At 31.5% G+C, this 24,406-nt stretch carries 23 protein-coding genes and 2 tRNA genes; 14 read left to right on the forward strand and 11 right to left on the reverse strand.

The window, feature by feature from the left end; all coding sequences use genetic code 11:
* The first annotated feature begins 1 nt into the window (after position 1).
* The 10 genes from HXZ74_RS05745 to HXZ74_RS05790 all read left to right on the forward strand — a co-directional run bounded on the left by HXZ74_RS05745 (position 2) and on the right by HXZ74_RS05790 (position 10,254).
* A tRNA-His gene (locus tag HXZ74_RS05745) sits at positions 2-77 on the forward strand.
* Between the two features lie 41 nt (positions 78-118).
* Positions 119-194 (forward strand) — tRNA-His (locus tag HXZ74_RS05750).
* An 85-nt stretch (positions 195-279) separates the two neighbouring features.
* Positions 280-735, forward strand: a complete 456-nt coding sequence (locus HXZ74_RS05755) for a hypothetical protein (RefSeq protein WP_286474274.1) — start codon at positions 280-282, stop codon at positions 733-735.
* Between the two features lie 282 nt (positions 736-1,017).
* Entirely contained in the window at positions 1,018-2,232 is a 1,215-nt protein-coding gene (locus tag HXZ74_RS05760; protein ID WP_114999732.1) for an NAD(P)/FAD-dependent oxidoreductase, read from the forward strand.
* 6 nt (positions 2,233-2,238) lie between these two features.
* Complete coding sequence (locus HXZ74_RS05765; RefSeq protein ID WP_114999731.1) at positions 2,239-3,234, forward strand: ligase-associated DNA damage response exonuclease; 996 nt, start codon at positions 2,239-2,241, stop codon at positions 3,232-3,234.
* Positions 3,231-4,826, forward strand: a complete 1,596-nt coding sequence (locus tag HXZ74_RS05770; protein ID WP_286474279.1) for an ATP-dependent DNA ligase — start codon at positions 3,231-3,233, stop codon at positions 4,824-4,826. Before HXZ74_RS05765 ends, HXZ74_RS05770 begins: the two co-directional genes overlap by 4 nt.
* Entirely contained in the window at positions 4,826-7,258 is a 2,433-nt protein-coding gene (locus tag HXZ74_RS05775) for a ligase-associated DNA damage response DEXH box helicase (RefSeq protein WP_280061691.1), read from the forward strand. Before HXZ74_RS05770 ends, HXZ74_RS05775 begins: the two co-directional genes overlap by 1 nt.
* Positions 7,251-7,901 (forward strand): ligase-associated DNA damage response endonuclease PdeM, encoded by a 651-nt coding sequence (gene pdeM, locus HXZ74_RS05780; RefSeq protein ID WP_280061690.1) that lies wholly within the window; start codon positions 7,251-7,253, stop codon positions 7,899-7,901. The genes HXZ74_RS05775 and pdeM overlap by 8 nt, the downstream gene beginning before the upstream one ends.
* A 26-nt stretch (positions 7,902-7,927) precedes the next feature.
* Positions 7,928-9,571, forward strand: coding sequence for a DUF8614 domain-containing protein (locus tag HXZ74_RS05785; RefSeq protein ID WP_280061689.1), 1,644 nt, complete (start codon positions 7,928-7,930; stop codon positions 9,569-9,571).
* Between the two features lie 98 nt (positions 9,572-9,669).
* Complete coding sequence (locus HXZ74_RS05790; RefSeq protein ID WP_038332172.1) at positions 9,670-10,254, forward strand: hypothetical protein; 585 nt, start codon at positions 9,670-9,672, stop codon at positions 10,252-10,254.
* Positions 10,255-10,319: 65 nt separating this feature from the next.
* Here HXZ74_RS05790 and HXZ74_RS05795 read toward each other — a convergent pair whose 3' ends face one another.
* The 4 genes from HXZ74_RS05795 to HXZ74_RS05810 form a co-directional block, all read right to left on the reverse strand.
* Positions 10,320-10,814: a YqiA/YcfP family alpha/beta fold hydrolase gene (locus HXZ74_RS05795; protein WP_280061688.1), complete on the reverse strand. Its 495-nt coding sequence runs from the start codon at positions 10,812-10,814 to the stop codon at positions 10,320-10,322.
* A gap of 12 nt (positions 10,815-10,826) precedes the next feature.
* On the reverse strand, positions 10,827-11,267 hold the full coding sequence (locus HXZ74_RS05800; RefSeq protein ID WP_280061687.1) for a hypothetical protein: 441 nt from the start codon (positions 11,265-11,267) through the stop codon (positions 10,827-10,829).
* Between the two features lie 83 nt (positions 11,268-11,350).
* Positions 11,351-14,473 carry a preprotein translocase subunit SecA gene (gene secA, locus HXZ74_RS05805; protein WP_286474281.1) on the reverse strand — a complete coding sequence of 1,041 codons (3,123 nt, stop codon included), beginning with the start codon at positions 14,471-14,473 and terminating at the stop codon, positions 11,351-11,353.
* Between the two features lie 128 nt (positions 14,474-14,601).
* Positions 14,602-14,823, reverse strand: a complete 222-nt coding sequence (locus tag HXZ74_RS05810) for a DUF2795 domain-containing protein (RefSeq protein WP_019976296.1) — start codon at positions 14,821-14,823, stop codon at positions 14,602-14,604.
* A 170-nt stretch (positions 14,824-14,993) separates the two neighbouring features.
* Between HXZ74_RS05810 and HXZ74_RS05815 the strand changes: the two genes are divergently transcribed.
* Both HXZ74_RS05815 and HXZ74_RS05820 read left to right on the forward strand, forming a co-directional pair.
* On the forward strand, positions 14,994-15,935 hold the full coding sequence (locus HXZ74_RS05815) for an NAD(P)H-dependent flavin oxidoreductase (protein WP_114999721.1): 942 nt from the start codon (positions 14,994-14,996) through the stop codon (positions 15,933-15,935).
* 58 nt (positions 15,936-15,993) lie between these two features.
* Positions 15,994-16,764 (forward strand): GH12 family glycosyl hydrolase domain-containing protein, encoded by a 771-nt coding sequence (locus HXZ74_RS05820; RefSeq protein WP_114999719.1) that lies wholly within the window; start codon positions 15,994-15,996, stop codon positions 16,762-16,764.
* A gap of 32 nt (positions 16,765-16,796) precedes the next feature.
* Here the strand turns inward: HXZ74_RS05820 and HXZ74_RS05825 are convergent, their stop codons facing one another.
* The 3 genes from HXZ74_RS05825 to HXZ74_RS05835 form a co-directional block, all read right to left on the reverse strand.
* The gene (locus HXZ74_RS05825; protein WP_114999717.1) at positions 16,797-17,696 is read right to left on the reverse strand and encodes an MBL fold metallo-hydrolase; all 900 of its coding nucleotides are present in this window, start codon (positions 17,694-17,696) and stop codon (positions 16,797-16,799) included.
* Position 17,697: 1 nt separating this feature from the next.
* On the reverse strand, positions 17,698-18,153 hold the full coding sequence (locus tag HXZ74_RS05830; protein WP_038332187.1) for a hypothetical protein: 456 nt from the start codon (positions 18,151-18,153) through the stop codon (positions 17,698-17,700).
* A gap of 74 nt (positions 18,154-18,227) precedes the next feature.
* Positions 18,228-18,713 (reverse strand): TlpA family protein disulfide reductase, encoded by a 486-nt coding sequence (locus tag HXZ74_RS05835; RefSeq protein WP_280061685.1) that lies wholly within the window; start codon positions 18,711-18,713, stop codon positions 18,228-18,230.
* A 117-nt stretch (positions 18,714-18,830) separates the two neighbouring features.
* Here HXZ74_RS05835 and HXZ74_RS05840 point away from each other — a divergent pair, with 117 nt between their 5' ends.
* Entirely contained in the window at positions 18,831-19,298 is a 468-nt protein-coding gene (locus tag HXZ74_RS05840) for a DUF4268 domain-containing protein (protein WP_052217563.1), read from the forward strand.
* A gap of 41 nt (positions 19,299-19,339) precedes the next feature.
* Here HXZ74_RS05840 and HXZ74_RS05845 read toward each other — a convergent pair whose 3' ends face one another.
* Entirely contained in the window at positions 19,340-20,191 is an 852-nt protein-coding gene (locus HXZ74_RS05845; protein ID WP_038332197.1) for an ATP cone domain-containing protein, read from the reverse strand.
* A 111-nt stretch (positions 20,192-20,302) separates the two neighbouring features.
* Here HXZ74_RS05845 and HXZ74_RS05850 point away from each other — a divergent pair, with 111 nt between their 5' ends.
* A complete protein-coding gene (locus tag HXZ74_RS05850) occupies positions 20,303-20,887 on the forward strand; it encodes a PhnA domain-containing protein (RefSeq protein WP_038332200.1) in 585 nt (194 codons plus the stop codon).
* Positions 20,888-20,919: 32 nt separating this feature from the next.
* On the opposite strand, the gene HXZ74_RS05855 is transcribed toward HXZ74_RS05850, so the two are convergent.
* The 3 genes from HXZ74_RS05855 to HXZ74_RS05865 form a co-directional block, all read right to left on the reverse strand.
* Entirely contained in the window at positions 20,920-21,684 is a 765-nt protein-coding gene (locus tag HXZ74_RS05855; RefSeq protein WP_052217565.1) for a hypothetical protein, read from the reverse strand.
* Positions 21,685-21,809: 125 nt separating this feature from the next.
* The gene (locus HXZ74_RS05860; protein WP_286474284.1) at positions 21,810-22,613 is read right to left on the reverse strand and encodes a helix-turn-helix domain-containing protein; all 804 of its coding nucleotides are present in this window, start codon (positions 22,611-22,613) and stop codon (positions 21,810-21,812) included.
* A gap of 101 nt (positions 22,614-22,714) precedes the next feature.
* Positions 22,715-24,346: an ABC-F family ATP-binding cassette domain-containing protein gene (locus HXZ74_RS05865; protein ID WP_280061680.1), complete on the reverse strand. Its 1,632-nt coding sequence runs from the start codon at positions 24,344-24,346 to the stop codon at positions 22,715-22,717.
* Between the last annotated feature and the right edge of the window lie 60 nt (positions 24,347-24,406).

Here is a 24,406-nt window from a genome sequence, read left to right on the forward strand (position 1 = left end):
TGGTGATTGTAGCTCAGTTGGTTAGAGCGCCGGATTGTGGTTCCGGAGGTCGTGGGTTCGAGACCCATCATTCACCCTAGAACTTTAGAATTAGTTTTAAAAGAAATTCAAACCAAATGGTGATTGTAGCTCAGTTGGTTAGAGCGCCGGATTGTGGTTCCGGAGGTCGTGGGTTCGAGACCCATCATTCACCCAGATTAAATCTCAATTTCAGTAGAAATTGAGATTTTTTTTATTTAATAATTTAATGTTATTTTTATTAAAATCTTAATAATTTACATGATATTATTCTCTATTTTATTATTAATAGTAGTTCCTGTACTCTTTTTTATCTATTATGCAATTGAAGATTATAGAGATGGAAATAAAGAGAAACTATACATTTTTCTAATTCTTTCTTCTCTATTATTAATATTTATATTATTCTTATATAATGTAGATGATAGTCCTAAAGACGGAGATAACACTGAACTTACAACATCATTTTCTCCAACCAAAGAAGAAATCTACAAAATACAATTTGGTAATTTTCCAGACTCTACAAATATAAAAGTATTAGAAGCTCATTATTGGGAGTCTGCACATTGGTCTTATGAATACAAAACATTTTTAAAATTAAACGTAAAAAAAGAATGGATAGATAAACAAATTGTAAAAAAACAATTAAAAATCTATTCCAAAAAAAGACCCATTACCAGAACTAAACAATCCACCAAATTGGTTCACCCCTTCTAAAAATCATATAATATATTTATCAGCTCAAAGAGGTCAATCAAATTATAGAATTTATTATGACTCAATTTCAAAAGAAGTTTTATATTTTGATATGCAACTATAAATAAATGCTTATTCAAAATGAAAAAAATATAAATTTTATTATGAATATTTTTATATCAACAATTTATATTCACTAAAAATCAATTTAAAGCACTTCATAACATTCAAAATCAAATAAAAATAATAAAAATTCATATTTGGTATATTTTTTTCTATAAATAGCATTATAATTTACTAACTATGGATTTGCATTCAGGCTTACCTTTTTGGATTGTTAAAAATGAATTTTTTGATCTTTACAATCCGCTAAGAGAAAATTATAAAATAGATGTTGCTATTATAGGATCTGGAATTACAGGATCGTTGGTGGCACATGAATTATGTGAGGCAGGAATTTCTTGCGCTATTTTTGATAAACGTACTATTGGAACGGGGAGCTCGAGTGCTTCTACTGCTCAATTGCAGTATGAGATTGATACTCCTCTTTGCGATCTTGTAAAAAAAGTTCCCGAAAAAATTGCTGTAGATGCCTATTTCAATTGCTTACAATCTATAACTGATATCGAAAATATTTTAAAGAAAACAAAAGTTGACGCTGATTTTGTTCGCGTTCCAACCGTTTTTTTGGCTAGTAACAAACAAGGCGTTGAACTATTAGATCGTGAATATGAAATCAGAACCGAAGTTGGTTTACCTGTAAATTATTTAGATGCAAAACAACTAAAAGAGTATCAAAATATTGACGGGATTGCAGCTCTACAAAACGATACTTCTGCAATGATGGATGCCTACAAAGGAGCAATAAATTTATTAAAATATCATCAGAAAAAAAATGATCTCAAATTATTTACGCATACCAAAATTGAGCAAATTCAAGAAGTGAAAGACGGCTGCGAATTAATATCTGAACACAATCATCTTATAAAATGTAAATACGTTATCATAGCTACAGGTTTTGAAGCTGGACAATTCTTACCGAAAAAAGTAATGTCTCTACTTTCTACTTACGCAATTATTTCTCAACCTATTGATAAAAAAATGATTTGGCCGCATCGCAGTTTAATTTGGGAAACTGCCGAACCATATCTTTATATGCGAACAACTTTGGATAATCGTTTGATTGTTGGAGGTGAAGATGAAGAGTTTTATGATCCGATAAAAAGAGATGATTTACTTCGGAATAAAATCAAAAATTTAGAAAGAAAGTTCAAAAATTTATATCCGGATATTGAATTTATTACAGAAATGGCATGGTGCGGAACGTTTAGCTCAACTGAAGACGGATTACCATATATGGGACCGTGGAAAAAAGGAGAAAAAAAATTATTTGCACTTGGCTATGGTGGAAATGGAATTACATTCTCTATGGTTGCGGCTCAAGTTTTGCGTAACATTATTTTAGGAAAAAATGAACCTCGATTGGAAACTTTTGGCTTTGATCGTCCTCAAAAATAAACTGTAATGAAATTGCTTTCTACCAACGAAAATGGAATTTATTGTGCACAAGGCAATTTTTATATCGATCCTTGGAAGCCAGTAAAACACGCTTTGATTACGCACGCACATGCTGATCATGCACGTTGGGGAAATCAAAAATATTTATGTCACACCTATACAGAACCTATTTTACGATTACTATTGGGAGAAAATTTGAATATTCAAACCATTGATTATTATAAAGAAATAAATATTAATGGTGTGAAAGTTTCATTTCATCCAGCTGGTCATGTGATTGGATCAGCTCAAATTCGATTAGAATACAAAGGTGAAATTTGGGTGGTCACAGGTGATTATAAATTATATGATGATGGAATATCTACTCCTTACGAGCCAGTGAAATGTCATCATTTTATAACTGAATCAACATTTGGGTTGCCTATTTATCAATTCGACTCGCCTTTAAAAGTTTTTAAAGAAATCGAAGATTGGTGGAAAGAAAATCAAGCACAAGATTTAAATACAATTGTGATGTGTTATTCATTGGGTAAAGCACAATCTATTTTAAATTCTATCGATCAATCCATTGGCGATATTTATGTGCATCCAGCTGTTTATAATATTAATCTAGCTTTTGAAAAAGTTGGATTCTATTTTAATGCACAACCAATTTTTCAAGAAACTGATAAATCTTTGATTAAAAATAGTTTAATTATTTGTCCTCCTGCAACGGATGGTTCTGCTTGGCAAAAAAAATTAGGGCCTTCAAAAAAATCGTTTTGTAGTGGTTGGATGCAAGTGCGTGGCGCTCGTCGAAGACGTGGTGTTGATAAAGGTTTTGTTTTTTCGGATCATTGTGATTTTCAAAGTTTAAATCAAGCCATTAAAAATTCAGAAGCAGAAAATATTTATGTTACGCATGGTTATGAAATTCAGTTTACCAAATGGATTAATGAAGGATTAGGTTTGAATGGTCAAGTTTTACATACATTGTTTAATGATAATGATGAGGAAGAATGAGAAAATTTGCCGAATTATTTGATGCCTTAGATAGCACAACCAAAACAAATGCTAAAGTAGAAGCTTTAACAACTTACTTTCAAGAAACTAATCAAGAAGATTTGCTATTTTCTATTGCTTTATTAATAGGATTAAAGCCTAAAAGAGCTTTTAAAACGACACACTTGCGCGAATGGTGTTCCGAACTTTCAGGAATTCCATTGTGGTTGGTAGAAGATTCTTATTACGTCGTTGGAGATCTAGCTGAAACATTAGCATTATTAATTCCTACACAACATAATCAATCTGAAAACAAATCTTTAAAAGAATATTTTCAAGAATTAACTGAGGCTAAAAATTGGGAAATTGAAGAACAAAAGAGTTATGTGTTACATCATTGGAATAATTTAAGCGGTACTGATTTATTTATCTTCAATAAATTAATTACAGGAAATCTGCGTGTTGGCGTATCAAAAACTCTAGTCGTTCGTGCTTTAGCAAAAGTGCTTAATGAAGAAACATCAACTATTTCACATTTAATCATTGGTAAATGGAATCCATTGGAAATTACATTTGATTCTTTATTTAATCAAAATGCGATTGAATCTAAAACACACCTTCCCTACCCTTTTTATTTGGCTTATCCTGTAGAAGATTCTTTTTTCGAAACAGAAAATATTAAAGATTTTATTTTAGAGAAAAAACTAGATGGAATTCGAGGTCAAATAATCGTTCGAGATGAGCAAATTTACATTTGGTCACGTGGTGAAGATGTTTTAACGGACAAGTTTCCTGAATTTGATTTACTAAAAAATCAATTGTCAAATGGAACTGTTATCGATGGAGAGATTATTCCTTGGAAAAATGATAAGCCTTTACCTTTTAGTGTAATGCAAACCAGAATCGGTCGTAAAAATGTAACGAAGAAATATTTAGAAGAAGCGCCATTGATTATGGTGTGTTATGATTTATTAGAAGATAAAGAAATTGATATTCGACAACAACCTTTACAAGAAAGAAAAAATCGTTTAATCGAAATTTTATCCGAAATCAATTCACCACTCTTATTACTTTCTGAAGAAATGCATTTTTCTGATTGGCAAGAAGCCTTGAAATTCCGAAATGAAGCAAGAAATTATCATGCTGAAGGCTTAATGATTAAACGATCAAATTCTCCCTATGAAGTTGGACGAAAAAAAGGAAATTGGTACAAATGGAAATCGGATCCTTTGAGTATTGATGCCGTATTATTATATGCACAAAGTGGTTCAGGACGACGATCTAATTTATTTACGGATTATACGTTTGCCGTTTGGGATGGTGATCAATTGGTCCCTTTTGCAAAAGCATATTCTGGATTAACAGATTTAGAAATCAATAAAGTCGATCGTTGGGTGAAACGTAATACTCTAGAGAAATTTGGTCCTGTTCGAAGTGTAAAACCTGAATTAGTTTTTGAAATTGCTTTTGAAGGTATTGCACAAAGTACACGACATAAATCTGGCGTAGCGGTTCGTTTTCCACGAATTGCTCGTTGGCGCGAAGATAAAAGTGTAAACGAAGCCAATACATTAGATGATTTGAATGACATTTTAAATAAATACGGAAATTAATGAACAGTTTTGCCGATGTTTTTTACCATAATCAGAATTGGAAACCTCATCCATTTCAGAAACAAACTTGGAAAGCCATCAAGAATGGAGAATCAGGTTTATTAAACGCACCTACGGGTTACGGTAAAACATTTGCGATTTGGTTCGGAATTTTAGATTATTATTATAACAAAAGTGTAAAAAAGAAATCTAATCGGAAAGGTTTACACACCCTTTGGATTACACCTTTGCGTGCCTTATCAAAAGAAATTTATTTGGCAACAAATCGTGTTTCAGATGAATTAGAGTTAGATTATCGAATCGAATTACGAACTGGAGATACAACGACTTCTGCTCGTCAAAAACAAATTAAAAATTCGCCCGAAGCTTTAATTACAACACCAGAAAGTGTTCATTTGTTATTAGCGACAAAGAATTGGAGAAAATTTTTCGAAAATTTAGAATTTATTGTTGTTGATGAATGGCACGACTTATTAGGTTCTAAACGTGGTGTAATGATGGAATTAGCCATTCAAACACTTCGCGAATTAAATCCAAATCTTAAAATTTGGGGAATTTCTGCAACGATTGGAAATTTAGAACAAGCCAAAGAAATTTTAATTCCACACCAAGAATCAACTTTAATTAAATCAAACATCAAAAAGAAAATAGAAGTCAAAACTATTTTTCCAGATAATGTTGAAAAATACCCATCTGCAGGTCATTTAGGAATTAGATTAATCAATAAAGTTATTCCGATTATTTTAGAACATCAATCCACATTATTGTTTACTAATACACGTTCTCAAGCAGAAATTTGGTATCAAAAATTAATTGAACATCATCCTGATTTTGCAGGACAAATTGCTTTGCATCATGGTTCTTTAAGTGATGAACTTCGATTTTGGGTAGAAGATGCTCTACACAAAGGAATTTTGAAAGCTGTAGTTTGTACTTCTAGTTTAGATTTGGGAGTAGATTTTCGTGCTGTTGATTGTGTCATTCAAATTGGTTCTGCAAAAGGAATTGCTCGATTTCTCCAACGCGCGGGACGATCAGGTCATCGACCTGGTGAAACTTCAAAAATCTATTTTCTTCCTACGCATTCTTTGGAAATTATGGAAGGATCATCCATCAAATATGCCATTCAAAATCAATTTATAGAAGAACGTATTCCCTACATAAGAAGTTTTGATTTATTGATACAATACATGATGACTTTGGCTGTTGGTGAAGGTTTGAATGTCAAATTATTGTACAATCAAATCTTACAAACACATGCTTATCAAAGTGTTTCTTATGAAGAATATATGCAATGTTTGGCTTTATTAACCCATGGAGGAAAGTCTTTAACTGCCTATGATGAGTTTCATAAATTAATTAAAGATGAAGAAGATGGATTATACAAACCGGCTTCACGAAAAATAGCAATGCAACATCGTTTATCGATCGGAGCAATTGTATCTAATCTAATGATGAAAGTTAAATTATTTAGCGGAAAATATTTAGGATCAGTAGAAGAAAGCTTCATAAGTAGATTAAAGGAAGGCGAAGCATTTTGGTTTTCTGGCAGACCTTTAGAAGTTCAACAAATAAAATACAACGAAGTTATTGTCAAACCTTCAAAAAAGAAAAAAGGAACTATTCCGTCTTGGATGGGTGGACGATTCGGAATATCGCAAAACTATGGAGAAGCAATTCGTCATATGTTTGATGAAGTGGATAAGGGAATTTCAAGAAAATATGAAGAATTACGATTTTTACATCCATTGTTTGTAGAACAAAAAAATAAATCTTATTTACCTAAAGAGAATGAATTATTGGTAGAATATATTCATACAAAACATGGCTATCATTTATTGGTTTATCCTTACGAAGGAAAATTGGTTCACGAAGGAATGGCAGCAATTATTGCATATCGAATCAGTCAAATACAACCTATGACATTTAGTATTTCGTCCAATGATTATGGATTTGAATTGTTAAGTGATCAAGAATTTCCAATCGAAGATTATTTATTTGAATTGTTTGAAGTAAAAAATCTGAGTGAAGATATTGCGCAAGGCGTTAATTTGGAAGAAATGGCAAGAAGAAAATTTAGAGATATTGCAAGTATTTCTGGCTTGATATTTAATGGTTATCCTGGTAAATCGATGAAAACAAAACATCTTCAAGCAAATGCATCTTTATTTTTTAGTGTTTTTCAGGATTATGAACCCGAGAATTTATTGTACCGACAAGCTTATGATGAAGTCTACGATTTTCAACTAGAAAGAGGTAGAATGCAACAAGCTTTTGAACGAATTGAAAGTCATGAAATAATTTTAAGAAAACCTTCAAAATTAACTCCGTTTGCATTTCCTATCTTTGCAGAATCATTCCGAGAACGTTACTCGAATGAAGATTGGGAAACAAGATTAAAAAGATTAAAAGACGATTTGACTAATGTATAATCCGTTTGAATGGAGTTATCATTCGACTAAAATTCATTTTTTACCACAAAAGTTAATGCTTTTACCAGAACACAAAACCTTGGTTATTGCAGATTGGCATTTGGGAAAAATAGAGCATTTCAGAAAAAATGGAGCATTTTTACCACAGGTTACAAGTCAAAAAGAGTATAGGTTAATTCAAGAATTAATTAATCAATTCAACTTAAAACGTATCATACTTTTAGGCGATTTATTCCATAGTGAACTAAATAACGATTGGTTTGATTTTGTCGAATTTCTTCAAATAAATTATCAAATTGAATTTATTTTAACCAAAGGCAATCATGATATTTTACCTAAAGCTTTTTACCATTTAGAAAATCTATTTGTTGTAAAATTCTATCAGATTGAAGATTTAATTTTTACACATGAAAAGTCAAAAATTGAACCTCATCAATTAAATATCATTGGTCATCATCACCCTGGAATTGCTATAAAAGGAAGAGCTAGACAATCTTATCGTTTGCCTTGTTTTTATTTAGAAAATAATATTCTAATTATGCCTGCATTTGGTGAAATGACTGGTTTGTACATTTATGAAAAAACAAATCAAAACCATATTTTTCCAATTTTAGGTCAAGAAATCATCGAATATAATCCTTAAATTTACATTACGTAAAAATTCATTTAATGAAAAAATCAATAATATTGGGATCTATTGCTTTAACATCAATATTGATGTCTTGTTCTACGCAAAAAACAGCAGCAGAAACAGCTCAAACCTCAACAGAAGTGACAAAAGAATATGCATATCAATCATACGCAAAGGTTCCGTTAACAACAGATATTTCGCATTTGACACAAAACGAAAAAGAAATTTTACGTTTAATGTTCAAGACAGCTGATATTATGGATGATTTATTTTGGCAACAAGCTTATGGAGCTAAAATAGATTTGATGGACGAAACGAAAGGTGAAGCCAAAGAATATGCAAAAATAAACTATGGTCCTTGGGATAGATTGAATAACGAAGCGCCTTTTATAAACGGTATTGGAGCAAAACCTGCTGGTGCAACTTTCTATCCTATTGATATGACGAAAGAGGAATTTGAACAAGCAAATATTAAAGATGGTAAATCGCCCTACTCTATTATTCGTCGTAATCGCGAAGGAAAATTATATTCGATTCCATACAACGAAAACTTTAAAAATCAATTATCAAAAGCCGCTGAATATTTGACAAAAGCTTCTGAATTAGCAGAAGATGCTGGACTTAAAAAATATTTAAAATTACGCGCTGCAGCTTTGATGAGCGATGATTTCTATGCAAGTGATTTAGCTTGGATGGACATGAAAAATGCAAACATTGATATGGTTGTTGGTCCGATCGAAAATTATGAAGATCAATTATTTGGATACAAAACTTCATATTCTGCATATATTTTAGTAAAAGATATTGAATGGTCGAAGAAATTGGCAAAATTTGTTCAATATTTACCAGAATTACAGAAGAATTTACCTGTTTCTGCAAACTACAAAAAAGAAGTTCCTGGAACTGATTCTGATCTTAATGCCTATGATGTTGTGTATTATGCGGGAGATTGTAACGCTGCCGGAAAAACAATTGCGATTAATTTGCCAAATGATGAAAAAGTTCAACTGGAAAAAGGAACGCGTCGTTTGCAATTAAAAAATGCTATGAAAGCAAAATTTGATAAAATTCTAGCGCCTATTGCAACTGCTTTGATTGATGAAAGCCAACGGAAAAACATCAAATTTGATGCATTCTTTTCTAATGTTATGTTTCACGAAGTGGCGCATGGTTTAGGAATCAAAAATACGGTGAATGGAAAAGGTTCTGTTCGTGATGCTTTGAAAGAAGCTAATTCTGCTTTAGAAGAAGGAAAAGCTGATATTCTTGGTTTGTATATGGTCAATCAATTATTAAAAAAAGGTGAATTGACAGGAACACAAGAAGATTATTTTGTTACTTTCTTGGCTGGAATTTTACGTTCAGTTCGTTTTGGGGCGAGTTCTGCTCATGGGCAAGCGAATATGATTGCGTTCAACTATTTTGCTGAAAATGGTGCTTTCGAAAAAACTCCAAATGGTCGTTACAAAGTAAATGTTGCTAAAATGGAAAAAGCAATGAATGGTTTATCAGAATTAATTTTGACACTTCAAGGAAATGGAGATTATGATGGTGTAAAAAAATTATATGCTGATAAAGGAATTATTCACGACGATTTACAAAAAGATTTAGATGTCTTGAAAACTAAAAATATTCCAGTTGATGTTGTTTTCGAACAAGGTCCTAAAATGTTGGGATTGTAAAAAAAATGATATTAAACAAAAAAGCGAACCAATTGGTTCGCTTTTTTGTTTATCATCTATTTTATTTTTCTATTTTTATAAAAAACTAAATTAACATTATGAAAAAATTAATAGCTATTTTGGGTTTATTTGCAATTATTTCGTGCAACGAAGACGAAATTATCATTCCCGTAGAAGATTCACCTACTGTTAATGGAATATATACATATACTAATACTAGTCCTTTTACAGATTACAAGTATTATAAAGGGCCAGACGGAGAAAATCATCCCTCAGAAGCCTTAAATTTTCTAAAAACACATTGGCCTACATATAATGAAAGTCCATACAAAAGTATTGAATTGAAAAAAGATTCTGTAATTATTACAAGTATTGATGATGAAGTTGAACGACTAAAAAGTGCATATAAAAACGACTTATTAATTGTAAATTATGATACATTAGAATTTGTTTTCGGTAAAGTTGATAAAAAAACTAACACATTCCATGTCTACAGAAATTACTTTGCTTTTAATATCATTTCTAAAACGAATGGATCTTCAGCTAATGTAGAAGGTGATTTTTTTGGATTGTGGTCTGATGCAGATTTTTTTCCAAGTCTTGTTAATTCTCCAAAAGATTTTACTCATAAAGATGAATTTTTATTTTGGGGAAATATATCTCATAATTTTAAGAAAAAATAAAGAATTTAATATATTAAAAAAGGTGAACATCATTTAATTAAAATGATATTCACCTTTTTATATTATCACTTCTCTAAAAAAGTTTCAAACGCTTTTTCGAATTCTTCTAATGTGATTAAATGTGTCATTTCAGCATCGAAAATTTGTTCGATATTCCCGTTTTGTTTTTGAAGATTTTCTACAAATTCAATCTGAAATTTTGGTTCGATCACATCATCTTTTAAACCTGTAAAAATTAAATTAGATTTTGTTGGAACTCCTCTTAATAATTGTTCTGGCAAAAATGGTTTTAAACGTTCTACCGCAATTACAGCAGGATTAAACATCAAAACTGGAACATTTAATAATAATCCCAAATAATAACTTATCATTCCGCCTAAACTTGTTCCTGCAATAAATTCGATTGGTTCTTTTGTAAAATGTTCTACCAAATCTTGAATCAAAGTTGGTGCATTATCGTAATCAATTGATGGTGCGTAACATTCTCCCAAAGAGTCTAAATATTCTCTCTTTTCATCTGTTACAAAACCTTGGTAGCCGTGTAAGTATGCAAATTTCATTTGTTTAAAATTTTATTTTTTTATTAATTTTTGTTGAATCAAAGGAAATTCATCTTCAATTCTTTTGTTGTCTTGGATATTATCATAATCATTATCACCGTATTCAAGTCCAACATTAATAAAACTAATTAGTATTGCTTTTTCATCATTTGTTAAATTATTTATAGTTTTTAAAAACTCATCTTCTCCAATCATATAAATAATTTGCGTTAATACATAACCTAAATCATAAGCACTTTCTCCTTCGACAGTATTAGATAACACTATAAAATCTCTAAAAGCATCTGATTCCATTCTAAAAGCTGAGTCAATAATTCCTTTTAACTTCCAAGACATTAAATCAGATCTATTGTTAATTGAATACGGAATTACTACTTTTCTATATTCTTTAACAGTACAACTTATTGTAAAAATAAGAATGCTTATAAATGTTATAGCTATATTCTTAATCATAAATTACAATTAAAAAGTAAAAGTACTAAAAAACCCTTTCCGAAAATTTCAGAAAGGGTTAAAAGTTATATAAAAAAATCTTTTTAGTTTACTGATTCAGTTTCCTCTACAGATTCTTCTTTTTGCGTATTTGGTAATTCTCCTTTGAATAAGAACGAAATGATTTCTTTATTCACTGTATCCAACATTCTTTGGAAAATATGGAAAGATTCTTGTTTGTAAACAACCAACGGATCTTTTTGCTCATAAACCGCATTTTGAGACGTTTTACGTAAATCATCAACATCACGTAAATGTTCTTTCCAGTTATCATCAATCAAACTTAATACAACTGATTTTTCGAAATCTTTGATTAAAGTTTTACCTTGAGATTCGTATGCTTCTTTCAAATCACAAACAACTGTCATTTGACGAATTCCGTCTGTAAATGGCACTTGAATACGAGAGAACATATGTCCTTGATTTTCGAAAACATTCGAAATTACTGGGAAAGCTGTTTCTGCAACATATTTCATACGCGCTTTGTAATCTGCTACAGCAGCGTCATACGTAATATTTGTTAAATCTTTGATTGATTTAGATCTAAATTCATCTTCTGTAACAGGAGTTCCCATTGTAAAGAATTTAATTAAATCTAATTCATATTGACCAAAATCTTCGAAATCTTTGTTTGATTTTACAACAGAAGCTGCAACATCATAAATCATGTTTGCAATATCAACTTCCAAACGATCTCCAAACAATGCATTGTGACGACGTTTGTAAATTACCTCACGTTGTTTGTTCATTACATCATCGTACTCTAACAAACGTTTACGAATACCGAAGTTATTTTCCTCTACTTTTTTCTGCGCACGCTCGATAGATTTTGTAATCATAGAATGCTCAATCACATCACCATCTTTGTGTCCCATACGGTCCATTAATTTTGCAATTCTTTCTGAACCGAATAAACGCATTAATGAATCTTCTAATGAAACGAAAAATTGAGATGATCCTGGATCTCCTTGACGACCAGCACGACCACGTAACTGACGGTCTACACGACGAGAATCGTGACGCTCTGTACCAATAATTGCTAAACCTCCAGATTCTTTAACTTCTTGGATTAATTTAATATCGGTACCACGACCAGCCATATTCGTTGCAATAGTTACAGCTCCTGGTTTACCAGCTTCTGTTACAATGTCAGCCTCGCTTTTGTGTAATTTTGCATTTAAAACATTGTGATTGATTCCACGTAATTTTAATGCTTTTGATAATAATTCAGAAATCTCAACATTGGTTGTACCAACTAAAACTGGACGTTTGTCATCTTGAGATAAACGAACAATTTCCTCGATTACTGCTTTATATTTTTCACGATTTGTTTTGAAAACAATATCATTTCTATCATGACGTAAAATTGGACGGTTTGTTGGAATAGAAACAACATCTAATTTGTAAATTTCCCAGAACTCACCTGCCTCAGTTTCCGCTGTACCAGTCATACCTCCTAACTTGTTGTACATACGGAAATAGTTTTGTAATGTAATTGTTGCAAACGTTTGTGTCGCTGCTTCAATTTTTACATTCTCTTTCGCTTCAATTGCTTGGTGCAATCCATCAGAATAACGACGACCATCCATAATACGACCTGTCGATTCGTCAACGATTTTCACTTCACCTTCCACCACTACATACTCGATATCTTTTTCGAATAATGTATATGCTTTTAACAATTGGCTTAATGTATGAATACGCTCAGATTTGATTGAGAAGTCACGGAAAAATTCTTCTTTCATTTGAAGAATTTCTTCTTTCGTTTTTCCTGAATTTTCAATCGCTCCAATATTTGTCGAAACATCTGGTAAAATGAAGAAATTCTCATCTTCCATTCCTTTAGACAAATACTCGATTCCTTTATCTGTTAAATCTGATTGATTTTGTTTTTCATCAATTACAAAGTATAAATGCTCATCAACTTTTGGCATTTCACGGTTATTATCCTGAATAAAATGCGCTTCTGTTTTTTGTAATTGAGCACGAATACCATCTTGAGATAAGAATTTGATTAATGGTTTGTATTTTGGTAAACCACGGTAAACTTGGTATAATTTGAAACCACCTTCTTTTAAATCTCCTTGTTTGAATAATGTTTTTGCTTCGTTTAATGTTTTTCCTAACATCTCACGTTGCATTTGATATAAACGATCAATTTTTGGTCTTAATACATCAAATTCGTGACGATCTCCTTGTGGAACTGGACCAGAAATAATCAATGGTGTACGAGCATCATCAATTAAAACTGAATCGACCTCATCGACAATCGCAAAATTTAATTCACGTTGTACCAAAGCATCTGGAGTGTTTGCCATATTGTCACGTAAATAATCGAAACCAAATTCGTTATTTGTTCCATAAACAATATCAGATGCATACGCATCACGACGTCCTGGAGAGTTTGGTTGGTGATTATCGATACAATCTACTGATAAACCATGGAAAGAGAAAATAGGACGCATCCACGCCATATCTCGTTTTGCCAAGTAATCATTCACCGTTACTAAGTGAACTCCACGACCTGTTAATGCATTTAAGTAAATTGGTAAAGTTGCAACCAACGTTTTACCTTCCCCTGTTTGCATCTCCGCAATACGACCTAAGTGTAAAGCCGTACCACCAATAAACTGAACATCGTAATGAGACATATCCCATGTTACTTGACGACCAGCTGCATCCCAAGAGTTTTTCCAGATTGCAGTGTTATCATCTTTAAGAGAAACGAAATCGTGTCCACGATTTACCAAAACTTTATCAAACTCAGAAGCTGTCACTTCTAATATTTCGTTTTCAGTAAAACGTTTCCCTGTTTCTCGCATTACTGCGAAAGCTTCTGGTAAGATTTCTAATAAAATCTTCTCCTCTATTTCGTAAGCTTCTTTATTGATTTTGTCGATTTTAGCGTATAAATCTTCTTTTACACCAAAATCTTCTGTTTCCTCAACTTGTTTTTTTAACTCTTCAATTTGAGCTTTAAGATCTTTTGTAGCTTCAACTAATTGAGCTTTAAATCCATCTGTTTTTTCTCTTAATTCATCAATTGTTAATGAACTAAGCTTTTGACCAGCTTCATTCGCTAAGTCAACATATTTTCGTAATTCTTTTACATCTTTGGCATTCTTATCACCTAAGAAACCTTGTAAAATTTTGTTTAAAATATTCATATTTTTCTGCGTTCTTCGTCAAAATTAGCCACAATATATTTGAGACTAATTAAGATGCAAATATACGTTAACTATGTTAGTTATAGATTATAGAATCGAAAAAAGCCCCAATTTGGGCTTTTTTATTTTTAATATTCGTCCTCGTTCCAAAGGAAATCGTCATCCGTTGGATAGTCAGCCCAAATTTCTTCAATGCTTTCGTAAGAATCTCCCTCATCCTCAATAGATTGTAAGTTTTCTACAACTTCCAAAGGTGCACCAGTACGAATTGCGTAATCAATTAATTCATCTTTTGTTGCTGGCCAAGGTGCATCACTTAAATAAGATGCTAATTCTAAAGTCCAATACATAGCTTATATTTTTTATTATTAGTAGAGACAATTAAACTCTAATTTATTTTCTAAAATTTGATTTTTTGCAAATCAAATAATCTGCCAAAGTCAAACTGTCAGTATTTATGTTAAAATTAAATTTTTTCGTTCTCTATATTTATTTAATTTTATGCCTAAATATAACGAAAATGGACACGAATATAACAAAATTATTTGCAATAAAATATCCAATTATTCAAGGTGGTATGATTTGGAATAGTGGTTGGCGATTAGCGTCAGCTGTAAGTAATGCTGGAGGACTAGGTTTAATAGGTGCTGGAAGCATGTATCCTGATGTTTTGCGCGAACATGTAAAGAAGTGTAAAGCTGCTACAAATCATCCTTTTGGCGTTAATGTTCCAATGCTTTATCCAAATATTGAAGAAATTATGCAGATTATTGTGGAGGAAGATGTAAAAGTTGTTTTTACTTCTGCTGGAAATCCAAAAACGTGGACAGAAACTTTAAAAAAAGAAGGAATAACTGTTGCTCATGTTGTCAGTAGTGCCAAATTTGCACAAAAATCGCAAGATGCAGGTGTCGATGCTGTCGTGGCAGAAGGTTTTGAAGCTGGCGGACATAATGGCAGAGAAGAAACGACTACACTTTGTCTTATTCCAAATGTAAAACGTCAAATCGATATTCCATTAATTGCTGCTGGAGGAATTGGAACAGGTTCTCAAATTTTGGCAGCATTTGCTTTAGGTGCAGATGGTGTACAAATTGGTTCTCGTTTTGCCGCAACGCAAGAATCGTCTGCGAATCAAGCTTTCAAAGATGTGATTGTAAATGCACAAGAAGGTGACACACAACTTACATTGAAAGAATTGGCACCTGTTCGATTAATTAAAAACGAATTTTATACTCAAGTTCAAGAAAAATATCAACAAGGTACAACCGCAGAAGAATTGAAAGAGCTTTTGGGTAGAGGACGTTCTAAAAAAGGAATGTTTGAAGGTGATTTGGTGAATGGAGAATTAGAAATTGGTCAAGTTTCGTCATTAATAGATTCTATTCCGACAGTTGCAGAAGTTTTTGACGACTTATTAGTAGATTATCAAGTTGCAAAAGACAAATTAATTCGATTATAATCATCACAATTTCATATTTTTACAAGGATGCTTTTGCATCCTTTTTTAATTAGCATAAATGATGAAACAACTTTTAAATATTTTATTATTCTCTTTTTCGATTCTTAGTTTTAGTCAACAATCTAATCAAGAAAAGTCAGAAAATGGAGCGACCATAAAATGGCAGAAATATGAAATTAACAATAATAAATGGGGCGAACACAAAATAAAAAAAGGTGTTTATTCGCAAACAATTTTCGCAACTGACACAGCAGCTGGTTGGAAATGGCAAACGCCTGGCAAGAAATATGGCGTGGTGGGTTATCCTGAAATTTGGTTTGGAGAAAGTGCTTGGTTTAATTTAACTGACATCAAAACTGATAATTATTTCAAGAATATAAATGAGGTAAAAACATTTGAAGTTGACTATAAAACGAAGTTAGAGGTTAATGACAAAAAATATAATTTAGCTTTTGATTTTTGGTTACACAATTCGCCAAAAGTCGCTCTACAAACCATCGGAATTGAAGTAATGATTTGGGAAGATTACAATAAATTCAAGCCATTTGGCAAAAAAGTAGGAAATGTAATAACCACATTTGGACAATATGATATTTACAGAGGTCATATTATTAAAAAAGATTTGAATACAAGCTGGGATTATATTGCTTTTGTGCGAAAAGAAAAACGAACTTCGGGAAAAGTAAATGTGATGGAGTTGATAAATGAGATGAATAAACGAGATTATATTGGACAAAACGTCTATTTATCTTCGTTTGAATTTGGAACTGAAATTTTAAATTCTACGGGAAATATTTTGGTTGAACAATATGAATTAAAAATAGAATAAAAAAAGCTGTCAAAATTTGACAGCTTTTCGTTTTATAATCTTCCTTGTTCTTTTAATTTCCAATAACGCATTAGTCCATTAACAGACATCCAGCATGGATTGGCATATTCATACACCTGAATTTGATCTTCTGTCAAACCTAAATCTTTATAATTTTTTGTGACATAATCGACAAAAACAGGCACAATTTCTTCGTTCGGAATTTGATCATCATACATTGGTTTGATATAATTTGACCAATCATCCAACGATTTTTCTAATTGATCAAAATGATTTTCTAAATCTTCGTGATAACCATAATGCGTCGGATAAATTCCTTTTGCATTAATTTTTCTCAATTTAGCAATCGATTCTTTCCACAATTCAATATTAATATCTGGCGGCGGACAAGGCGGCACAACAGGTCCGTTTTCAATCTTCACTCCTGCTACATCACCTGTAAAAATAACATCATCTAACACATAAGCATTGTGATGAACAGCATGTCCAGGCGTATAAACAGTCTGAAAAACCGCATCACCAAACTCCACACTTTGTCCATCTGCCAAACCAACCAAATATTCTTCGTCAATTGGTTTCATTTCTCCCCACAAACGATCCATATCATCGCCATAAATCATTTTTGCTGATTCCCACAATTTTTCAGGATTTTTCAGATGTGGTAAACCAATCGGATTTAAGAAAATTGTTGCGCCATGTTCTGTAAATTTCCACGCAGCACCAGCGTGATCAAAATGAATATGTGTAATTAAGATATTTTCGATATCGATTACTCGCCAACCTAACGCTTCAATTCCCGCTTTCAAATTTTCAAAAGTTGAATATGGCCCTGGATCAACCAAGATTGGTCCTTGTTCAGTTTCGATTAAATAAGATGCGATTGCTTCGTTTTCATTCTGAAAATTAAGATCGATTGTATGTATTTTTGGCATGTTATAATATTTCTTCTATGGTATAATTGATTCCATTAAATTCTAATTTATCTCCAGCTCGTTTTCCAACTAAAGCATCAAAAATAGGCGCTTGTGTACTAATTCCAACAAACTTTTTATTTTCCCATTCAAAATCTTTGAAAGATAAACCAATTACAAAATTCACTTTATCTGTAAACACAACATTTCCTTCTGTAATTTCGTCAACCAATTCAGGTTTTAACGCTTTAAAATTTTCTAAATCTTCAGTTGCTTGATTGATACGAACTCGTAAACTTCTCGCTGCATCTGTCGACTGACTTTGTTGTGCAAAATCATCTAACTCTAAACTTGATTCTTCGTCTAAATCTGCTCCTTCAGCATAAATTCGTTCAGATTCTTTTAACGCATCAATTTCATTTTGTTTCAATTGAATTAAATGTTGAATAACATCTTTTCTAATATGTTTTTTATTCATTTTTGTAGTTTTATGTTAGTATAAACTTACAAAAAATAAAAAACTCCTAAAAGTATTTTCAGGAGTTTTATCGTTTAATTAAGATATTCGGTAATGTAATCTTCTAATTCAAATTTTGTCATGGCTTGATCATGGAAAACCTTTTTCTCGCCTTTATTATAAATGATTGTTACAGGAATATTTCCTGCCCATTTCGGATCAAATGACGGAATCCATTCATTCATTCGTTTGGTATCATCCAACAAAACAACTTCTGCATTTGTCTTATTGTCAAGCATAAATTTCTTTACTTTATCGATAATTTTTGGTCGATCTAACGAAACCAACAACATCTTGAAATTAGGATTGTCTTTATATTTTTCATTAATTTCCATAAACGCTGGAATCTCCTCTACACAAGGCGCGCACCATGTTGCCCAAAAATTAACCACCACAACTTGATCTTTATAATTTGCTATTTTTTCGTGTAAAGCTTCATATTTTACCGTTTCTACAGATTGTGCATTTACAGTAGAAAAAGCCAAAATTCCCATTAAACCTAGGAAAGAAAATAGTTTCATATTTATTTTTTAAAAATATTTATTCAAATGTAATAGAACAAGAATCAATCCAAGCTATTTTTCTCGAAATTTTGTTGAATAGAATATTAAACCGATTTTTGTAAAAAAATAATCAATTTGTTTTCAAAAGAAGATGCTTATCGCATAAAAAAGGATTTTTGGATTTCGTATGGAACGTATATGAAATTGCAGATGAATGCCGAAGGAACGCGTATTAATTGGATAAATTACAAAACGGATGTAAAAGGTGTTTATTTTAGAACAGATGTCGAACGCAAGTTTGCGGAGGTTTCGATAGAGATTTCGCATCCAGATCCGTCCGTTCAACTGATGATTTATGAACAGTTTGAGGAATATGAAAATGTTTTGGAAAGTTATCTTGGCGAAAAATGGATTTGGACAAAAGAAGATTATGATGAAGATGGAAAAATGATTTCGACGATAAAAATGCGTTTAGAAAACATTAGTATTTTTAGAGAAACCGATTGGCCACAGATTATTCCGTTCCTAAAAGATCGAATGATTAATTTGGATGAATTTTGGTGCGATCACAAAGATAGTTTTGAAATTTTTAAAGAATTATAAAGCAAAAGAAGCTCAATATTGAGCTTCTTTTTTATTTCAGTTTAAGCAATTTCGCACGTGAAATTCTCGATTTCTAACAATTCATTCGTTTCTTCCAAAACTTCGTTTCGTTGTTCTTGAGACAAGTTCAATGAATCTAAAAACTTATTATTTTGTTGTAAATCTTTCACCAAAATACATTCTTTTGACAAAAGAACTTTTTCTTGCTCTGGCGTCAAAGTCGTTAAACATGTAATTGGATACAAAGCCGCATTATCAACCAAATATTTGATACTATTTGTTTCAGGATAATCCCAAGAAATCAATCCAATTCCATAATAATTTGCAAAATCTATACTATCCGTCGTTAAATACGCATTCGTTACCAAGAAACCTTTTGTTGGTTTCATATCTCGTCCAAAAAAATGATACGTATGGCTTTCTACATCTTTCATTCGCGATAAAAAATACATCGGCGTTGTCACCGAAATTTTGGCATCTTCGTCATTTCTGAATTTACATTCACAGAAAAGCAATTGATCTCCTTTAGAAGCCACCACATCAATTTCGTGCGTTACCGCATTTCCTTGTACAATTTCAGAATGCAACGATTGATATCCTGCTGCTTGCATTACTCTTCCAATCCACTTTTCAAAATAATATCCTTCTGGTCCCAAATCTCTCAAAGCTCGTTTTAGGCTATAACGCGCTGCATACGAATTTCTATAATTTTTGAGATGAGCAAAAGCAATGCGATACAATTCTCTGGTCGGAATTCCATCGTAAAGATCTTTCGAAACTAATTCGAAAACTTCTTCAACTTCCTCTTTTTTTGCACCAGATTTCGTTAACGAACGTTTTAAAGCTTTTGGATCATATGGGATTAACTCGCCCGAGTTTTTCTTTACTAACATATTTTAAGGTTGAATTTTATTCTTAACGAATTTAAATAATTCTGATTAAAATACCTCAAAAGTTTAAATTCTAAATAAAGGTTATCTTTGCAAAAGTTTTAAAATCAATACATGAAATTAGATACATTTTTACAAGAAAGAAGTGGTAACCAATGCGAATTGACGCGAGTTACAGAAAATTTGGCTATTTATGAAGTGAATCCTGATGCGAGTAGTAATCCTGATCGAAATGTCTACATTACACAAAAATGTATCAACCAAATTGAAAAGAAAGAGGAATTAGATACTTCATTTTGGGAATCATTTTTACTTTCTTCTATGTGGAGCGAAGTTCCTGCCGTACAAGTGCTTTCATGGCGAATGTTGAATCGTTTTCGTAACGAATCTTGGGCTGCTGATGCTTTGGATATGATGTATTTGGATGACGAAAATATGGAGTGGGCAAAAGCATCTGGTGATCACGAAGGTGACGGAAGTGTTGATTTGCACAAGGATAGCAACGGAAATATTTTGGTGAATGGGGATACGGTGACATTGATTAAAGATTTGGACGTAAAAGGTTCTTCTATCAATGCAAAAATTGGAACTGCTGTACGAAATATTCGTTTAGTTCATGATAATACCGAACAAATTGAAGGAAAAGTTGACGGACAATTAATCGTTATTTTAACGAAGTTCGTGAAAAAACAAGCATAAAAAAATCCACTCAGTTGAGTGGATTTTTCGTTTTATCTAATTCTTTTATAAATTTCAACTCCTTTAGCAGTCTCTATTTTCAATACATTATTATGGATATTAAACTTTCCTTTAAGAATAATTTCAGGAGTTTGATTTTCCTCTTGTATTCCTTTTAAATAAATTGAATCTTTTTCAAAATCATACATTCCTGAATTAATTGGTTTAAATGTAGAATTATTCACTTTTTGAAATGTATTTGCAGATTCAAAATAAATTCTTTCATTATTTTCTACATTTTCCCAAGCTCCAAAAAACTGATTTTGGCTTAAAAATTTATCTTTTAACGTTATAATCAAAACAAAGAATCCAATAAAAACTAGAGGAATATAAATAAATTTCAGTTTACTTATTTTATTGATTTTAACCGTTCTTTCTTCTTCAAACAAAGGAGGAGTTTTTATAAAGTATTTAATCAATTCCTTATAATCTGACAGAAAAACAAATAACGCCATCATCGTTAAAACGACTGCCATTCCTTTTGCTCCATCAATATCATAAGCAAAATCCATCAGCAAAATATTAACCATAAACGTTAAGAAAATAATGATGCCAATTCTTGTTGTTTGCCTAAAAAACAAAAGCAAAGAACTGATAATTTGGGTTGAGGCGATGATTAAACCATACCAATATGAATAACCATAATAAAACCACGTAAGCTCAAATCCTGAAAGATTTCCTATTGGTTTGTCATAGACGCTTGGTTGCGATATAAATTGAGTTTCAAAAATTTTTGCAAAAGCGTAAGAAATAATCATGGTTGCTAAAAAATAGCGACAAAATGTATAAGTAAAATAGTGAATCTTTTTCCTATTGATCATGTAAAAATAATTTATTGGCTAAAATATTTTAATAAAAAGATTCAAAATTGTAAGAATGTAAACTAATCAAAAAATTTCAAAAGTGTGTCCTTTTCTAAATCTACTTCTTTAAAAAATTGATTTGGTTTTAGTTTTGTGATTGATTTGAAATCTTTGATAAAATGTGATTGATCGTAATAATCATTTGATGACAATTCAGTTAAATTTTTACTTTCTTTTTTATTGAGTAAAGAGTTTCTGAATCGATATACTTTTCTATATTCTGAAGGAGATTTTCCTAAATGTTTCTTGAAAATTCGATTCAAATATTGCCTTGAAATTGAATATTTAGTTGAAATATCTTCAATTTTAATTTCATTTTCAACATCTCTAATTATATTTTCCATAAAAGATAAATCAACTTCTATCAACTTTGAAATCAAATATTTTTCTAACTCAATTGCCTGTTCATTCATCGTTAAATCAAATAATTTGGCAGAAAAATCTGTTATATCTTCAAACAAATTATAATCATTTAATGTCTTTTTACTTTCTGAATTAAAATCAGTTACATCAAAATGAAATATTCCTAATGGTTTAAAACAAATCGTAATTTCGTCGAACAAATGTGTATAAAAAATTCTCATCGGCTTCGAATAACTCAAAACCAAAGAACCAATAATTGTATTATCGTTAGAAGAACTAAGAAAAATATTCTCTTTTTCCTCTTTCACAATGGTATTTTTATTGATTGTATAAAAAAAATTATTATTCGGAAATGTCTCATATTCTACACTTCCAGATTGTTTATCCTCTTTTATAAAATAATACCCATCTACATATTTTTGTAAAATTTTATTTTTCGGCTTGTAGTATTCAATATTCATAATAGAAAGTCCGTAATCTCTTTAAATGTAAAGGTAATTTGAAACATTAAAAAAATCCTTAAAACTCATTTTAAGGATTTTTTGTATATCTAAAATTGAATTTATTTTTCTATTTCTTTCAAGTTTTCCATTTTCTTTGTTGCAAGAAAACCTTTGATATCTTCGAAATGTTCTTTGACACGTTTGTTCCCAAATTCGAAAACTTTTTCTGCCAACCCATCTAAGAAATCACGATCGTGGGAAACTAAAATTACCGTTCCTTCAAATTCTTTCAATGCATCTTTTATAATATCTTTTGTTTTCATGTCCAAGTGATTTGTTGGCTCATCTAAAATCAAGACATTATAAGGCTCCAACAGTAATTTTACCATTGCCAAACGTGTTTTTTCTCCACCAGAAAGCACTTTTACTTTCTTATCGATATCATCACCTTTGAACATAAATGCGCCTAAAATACTTTTGATTTGCGTTCTGATATCACCTTCAGCAATTCGGTCTACAGTTTCGAAAATAGTTAAATCTTCATCTAGTAAAGCGGCTTGATTTTGAGCGAAATATCCGATTTGGGCATTATGACCGATTTCTAATTTTCCATCGAAATCAATTTCATTCATAATTGCTTTAATCATTGTTGATTTTCCTTCACCATTTTTTCCAACCAACGCTACTTTTTGTCCTCGCTCGATGACCATATTCGCATCTTTAAACACAATATGATCGCCATATGATTTATCTAAATTTTCGACTACAACAGGATATTGTCCAGAACGTGCTGCTGCTGGAAACTTCAATTTCAAAGCTGAAGTATCAACTTCATCAACTTCGATAATATCTAACTTTTCTAACATTCGAACGCGCGATTGAACTTGTTCAGTTTTAGAGAAAGTTCCACGAAAACGTTCGATAAATAATTTATTTTCAGCAATGAATTTTTGTTGCTCATCATAGGCTTTTTGCTGATGAATTCTACGATCTTGACGCAACACTAAATAGTCAGAATATTTGGCTTTGTAATCATAAATTCGTCCCATTGTCACTTCAATAGTACGATTCGTAATATTATCGACAAATGTACGGTCGTGCGAAATCACCATAACAGCTTTGGCTTGATTTTTCAAGAAATCTTCTAACCATTGAATTGATTCGATATCCAAGTGGTTTGTTGGCTCATCTAATAAAATTAAATCTGGTTTACGTAAAAGAATTTTAGCCAATTCGATTCGCATACGCCAACCTCCCGAAAACTCAGAAGTTGATCGATCCAAATCTTCTTGCGCAAATCCCATTCCTTTCAAAACCTTTTCCACTTCGGCTTCGTAATTCACTTCTTCTATCGAATAAAACTTTTCACTAACTTCTGAAACACGCTCGATTAGCTTCATATAATCATCACTTTCATAATCAGTTCGTACAGTTAATTGCTCATTTAATTCATCAATTTCATTTTTCATTGATAAATATTCGGCAAAAGCTTTTGACGTTTCTTCACGAACAGTACAATTATCTTCTGTCAACAAATGTTGTGGCAAATAAGCAATTACCGCATCTTTTGGTGCTGAAATATTTCCCAAAGAAGGTTTATTGATTCCTGCAACAATCTTAAGTAAAGTAGATTTTCCTGCACCATTTTTACCCATTAAGGCAATTTTGTCATTTTCGTTTATCACAAAACTAACTCCACTAAACAACGTTGAAGAACCGAATTGAACGGCAATATCATTAACTGTAATCATAAATTTTATCGAATAATTGCGGCAAAGATAATCGAATGAGAAAGATTAATTATTATCAAT

It is taken from the genome of Empedobacter sp. R750, from assembly GCF_030324345.1.
Taxonomy (GTDB): Bacteria; Bacteroidota; Bacteroidia; order Flavobacteriales; family Weeksellaceae; genus Empedobacter; species Empedobacter falsenii_C.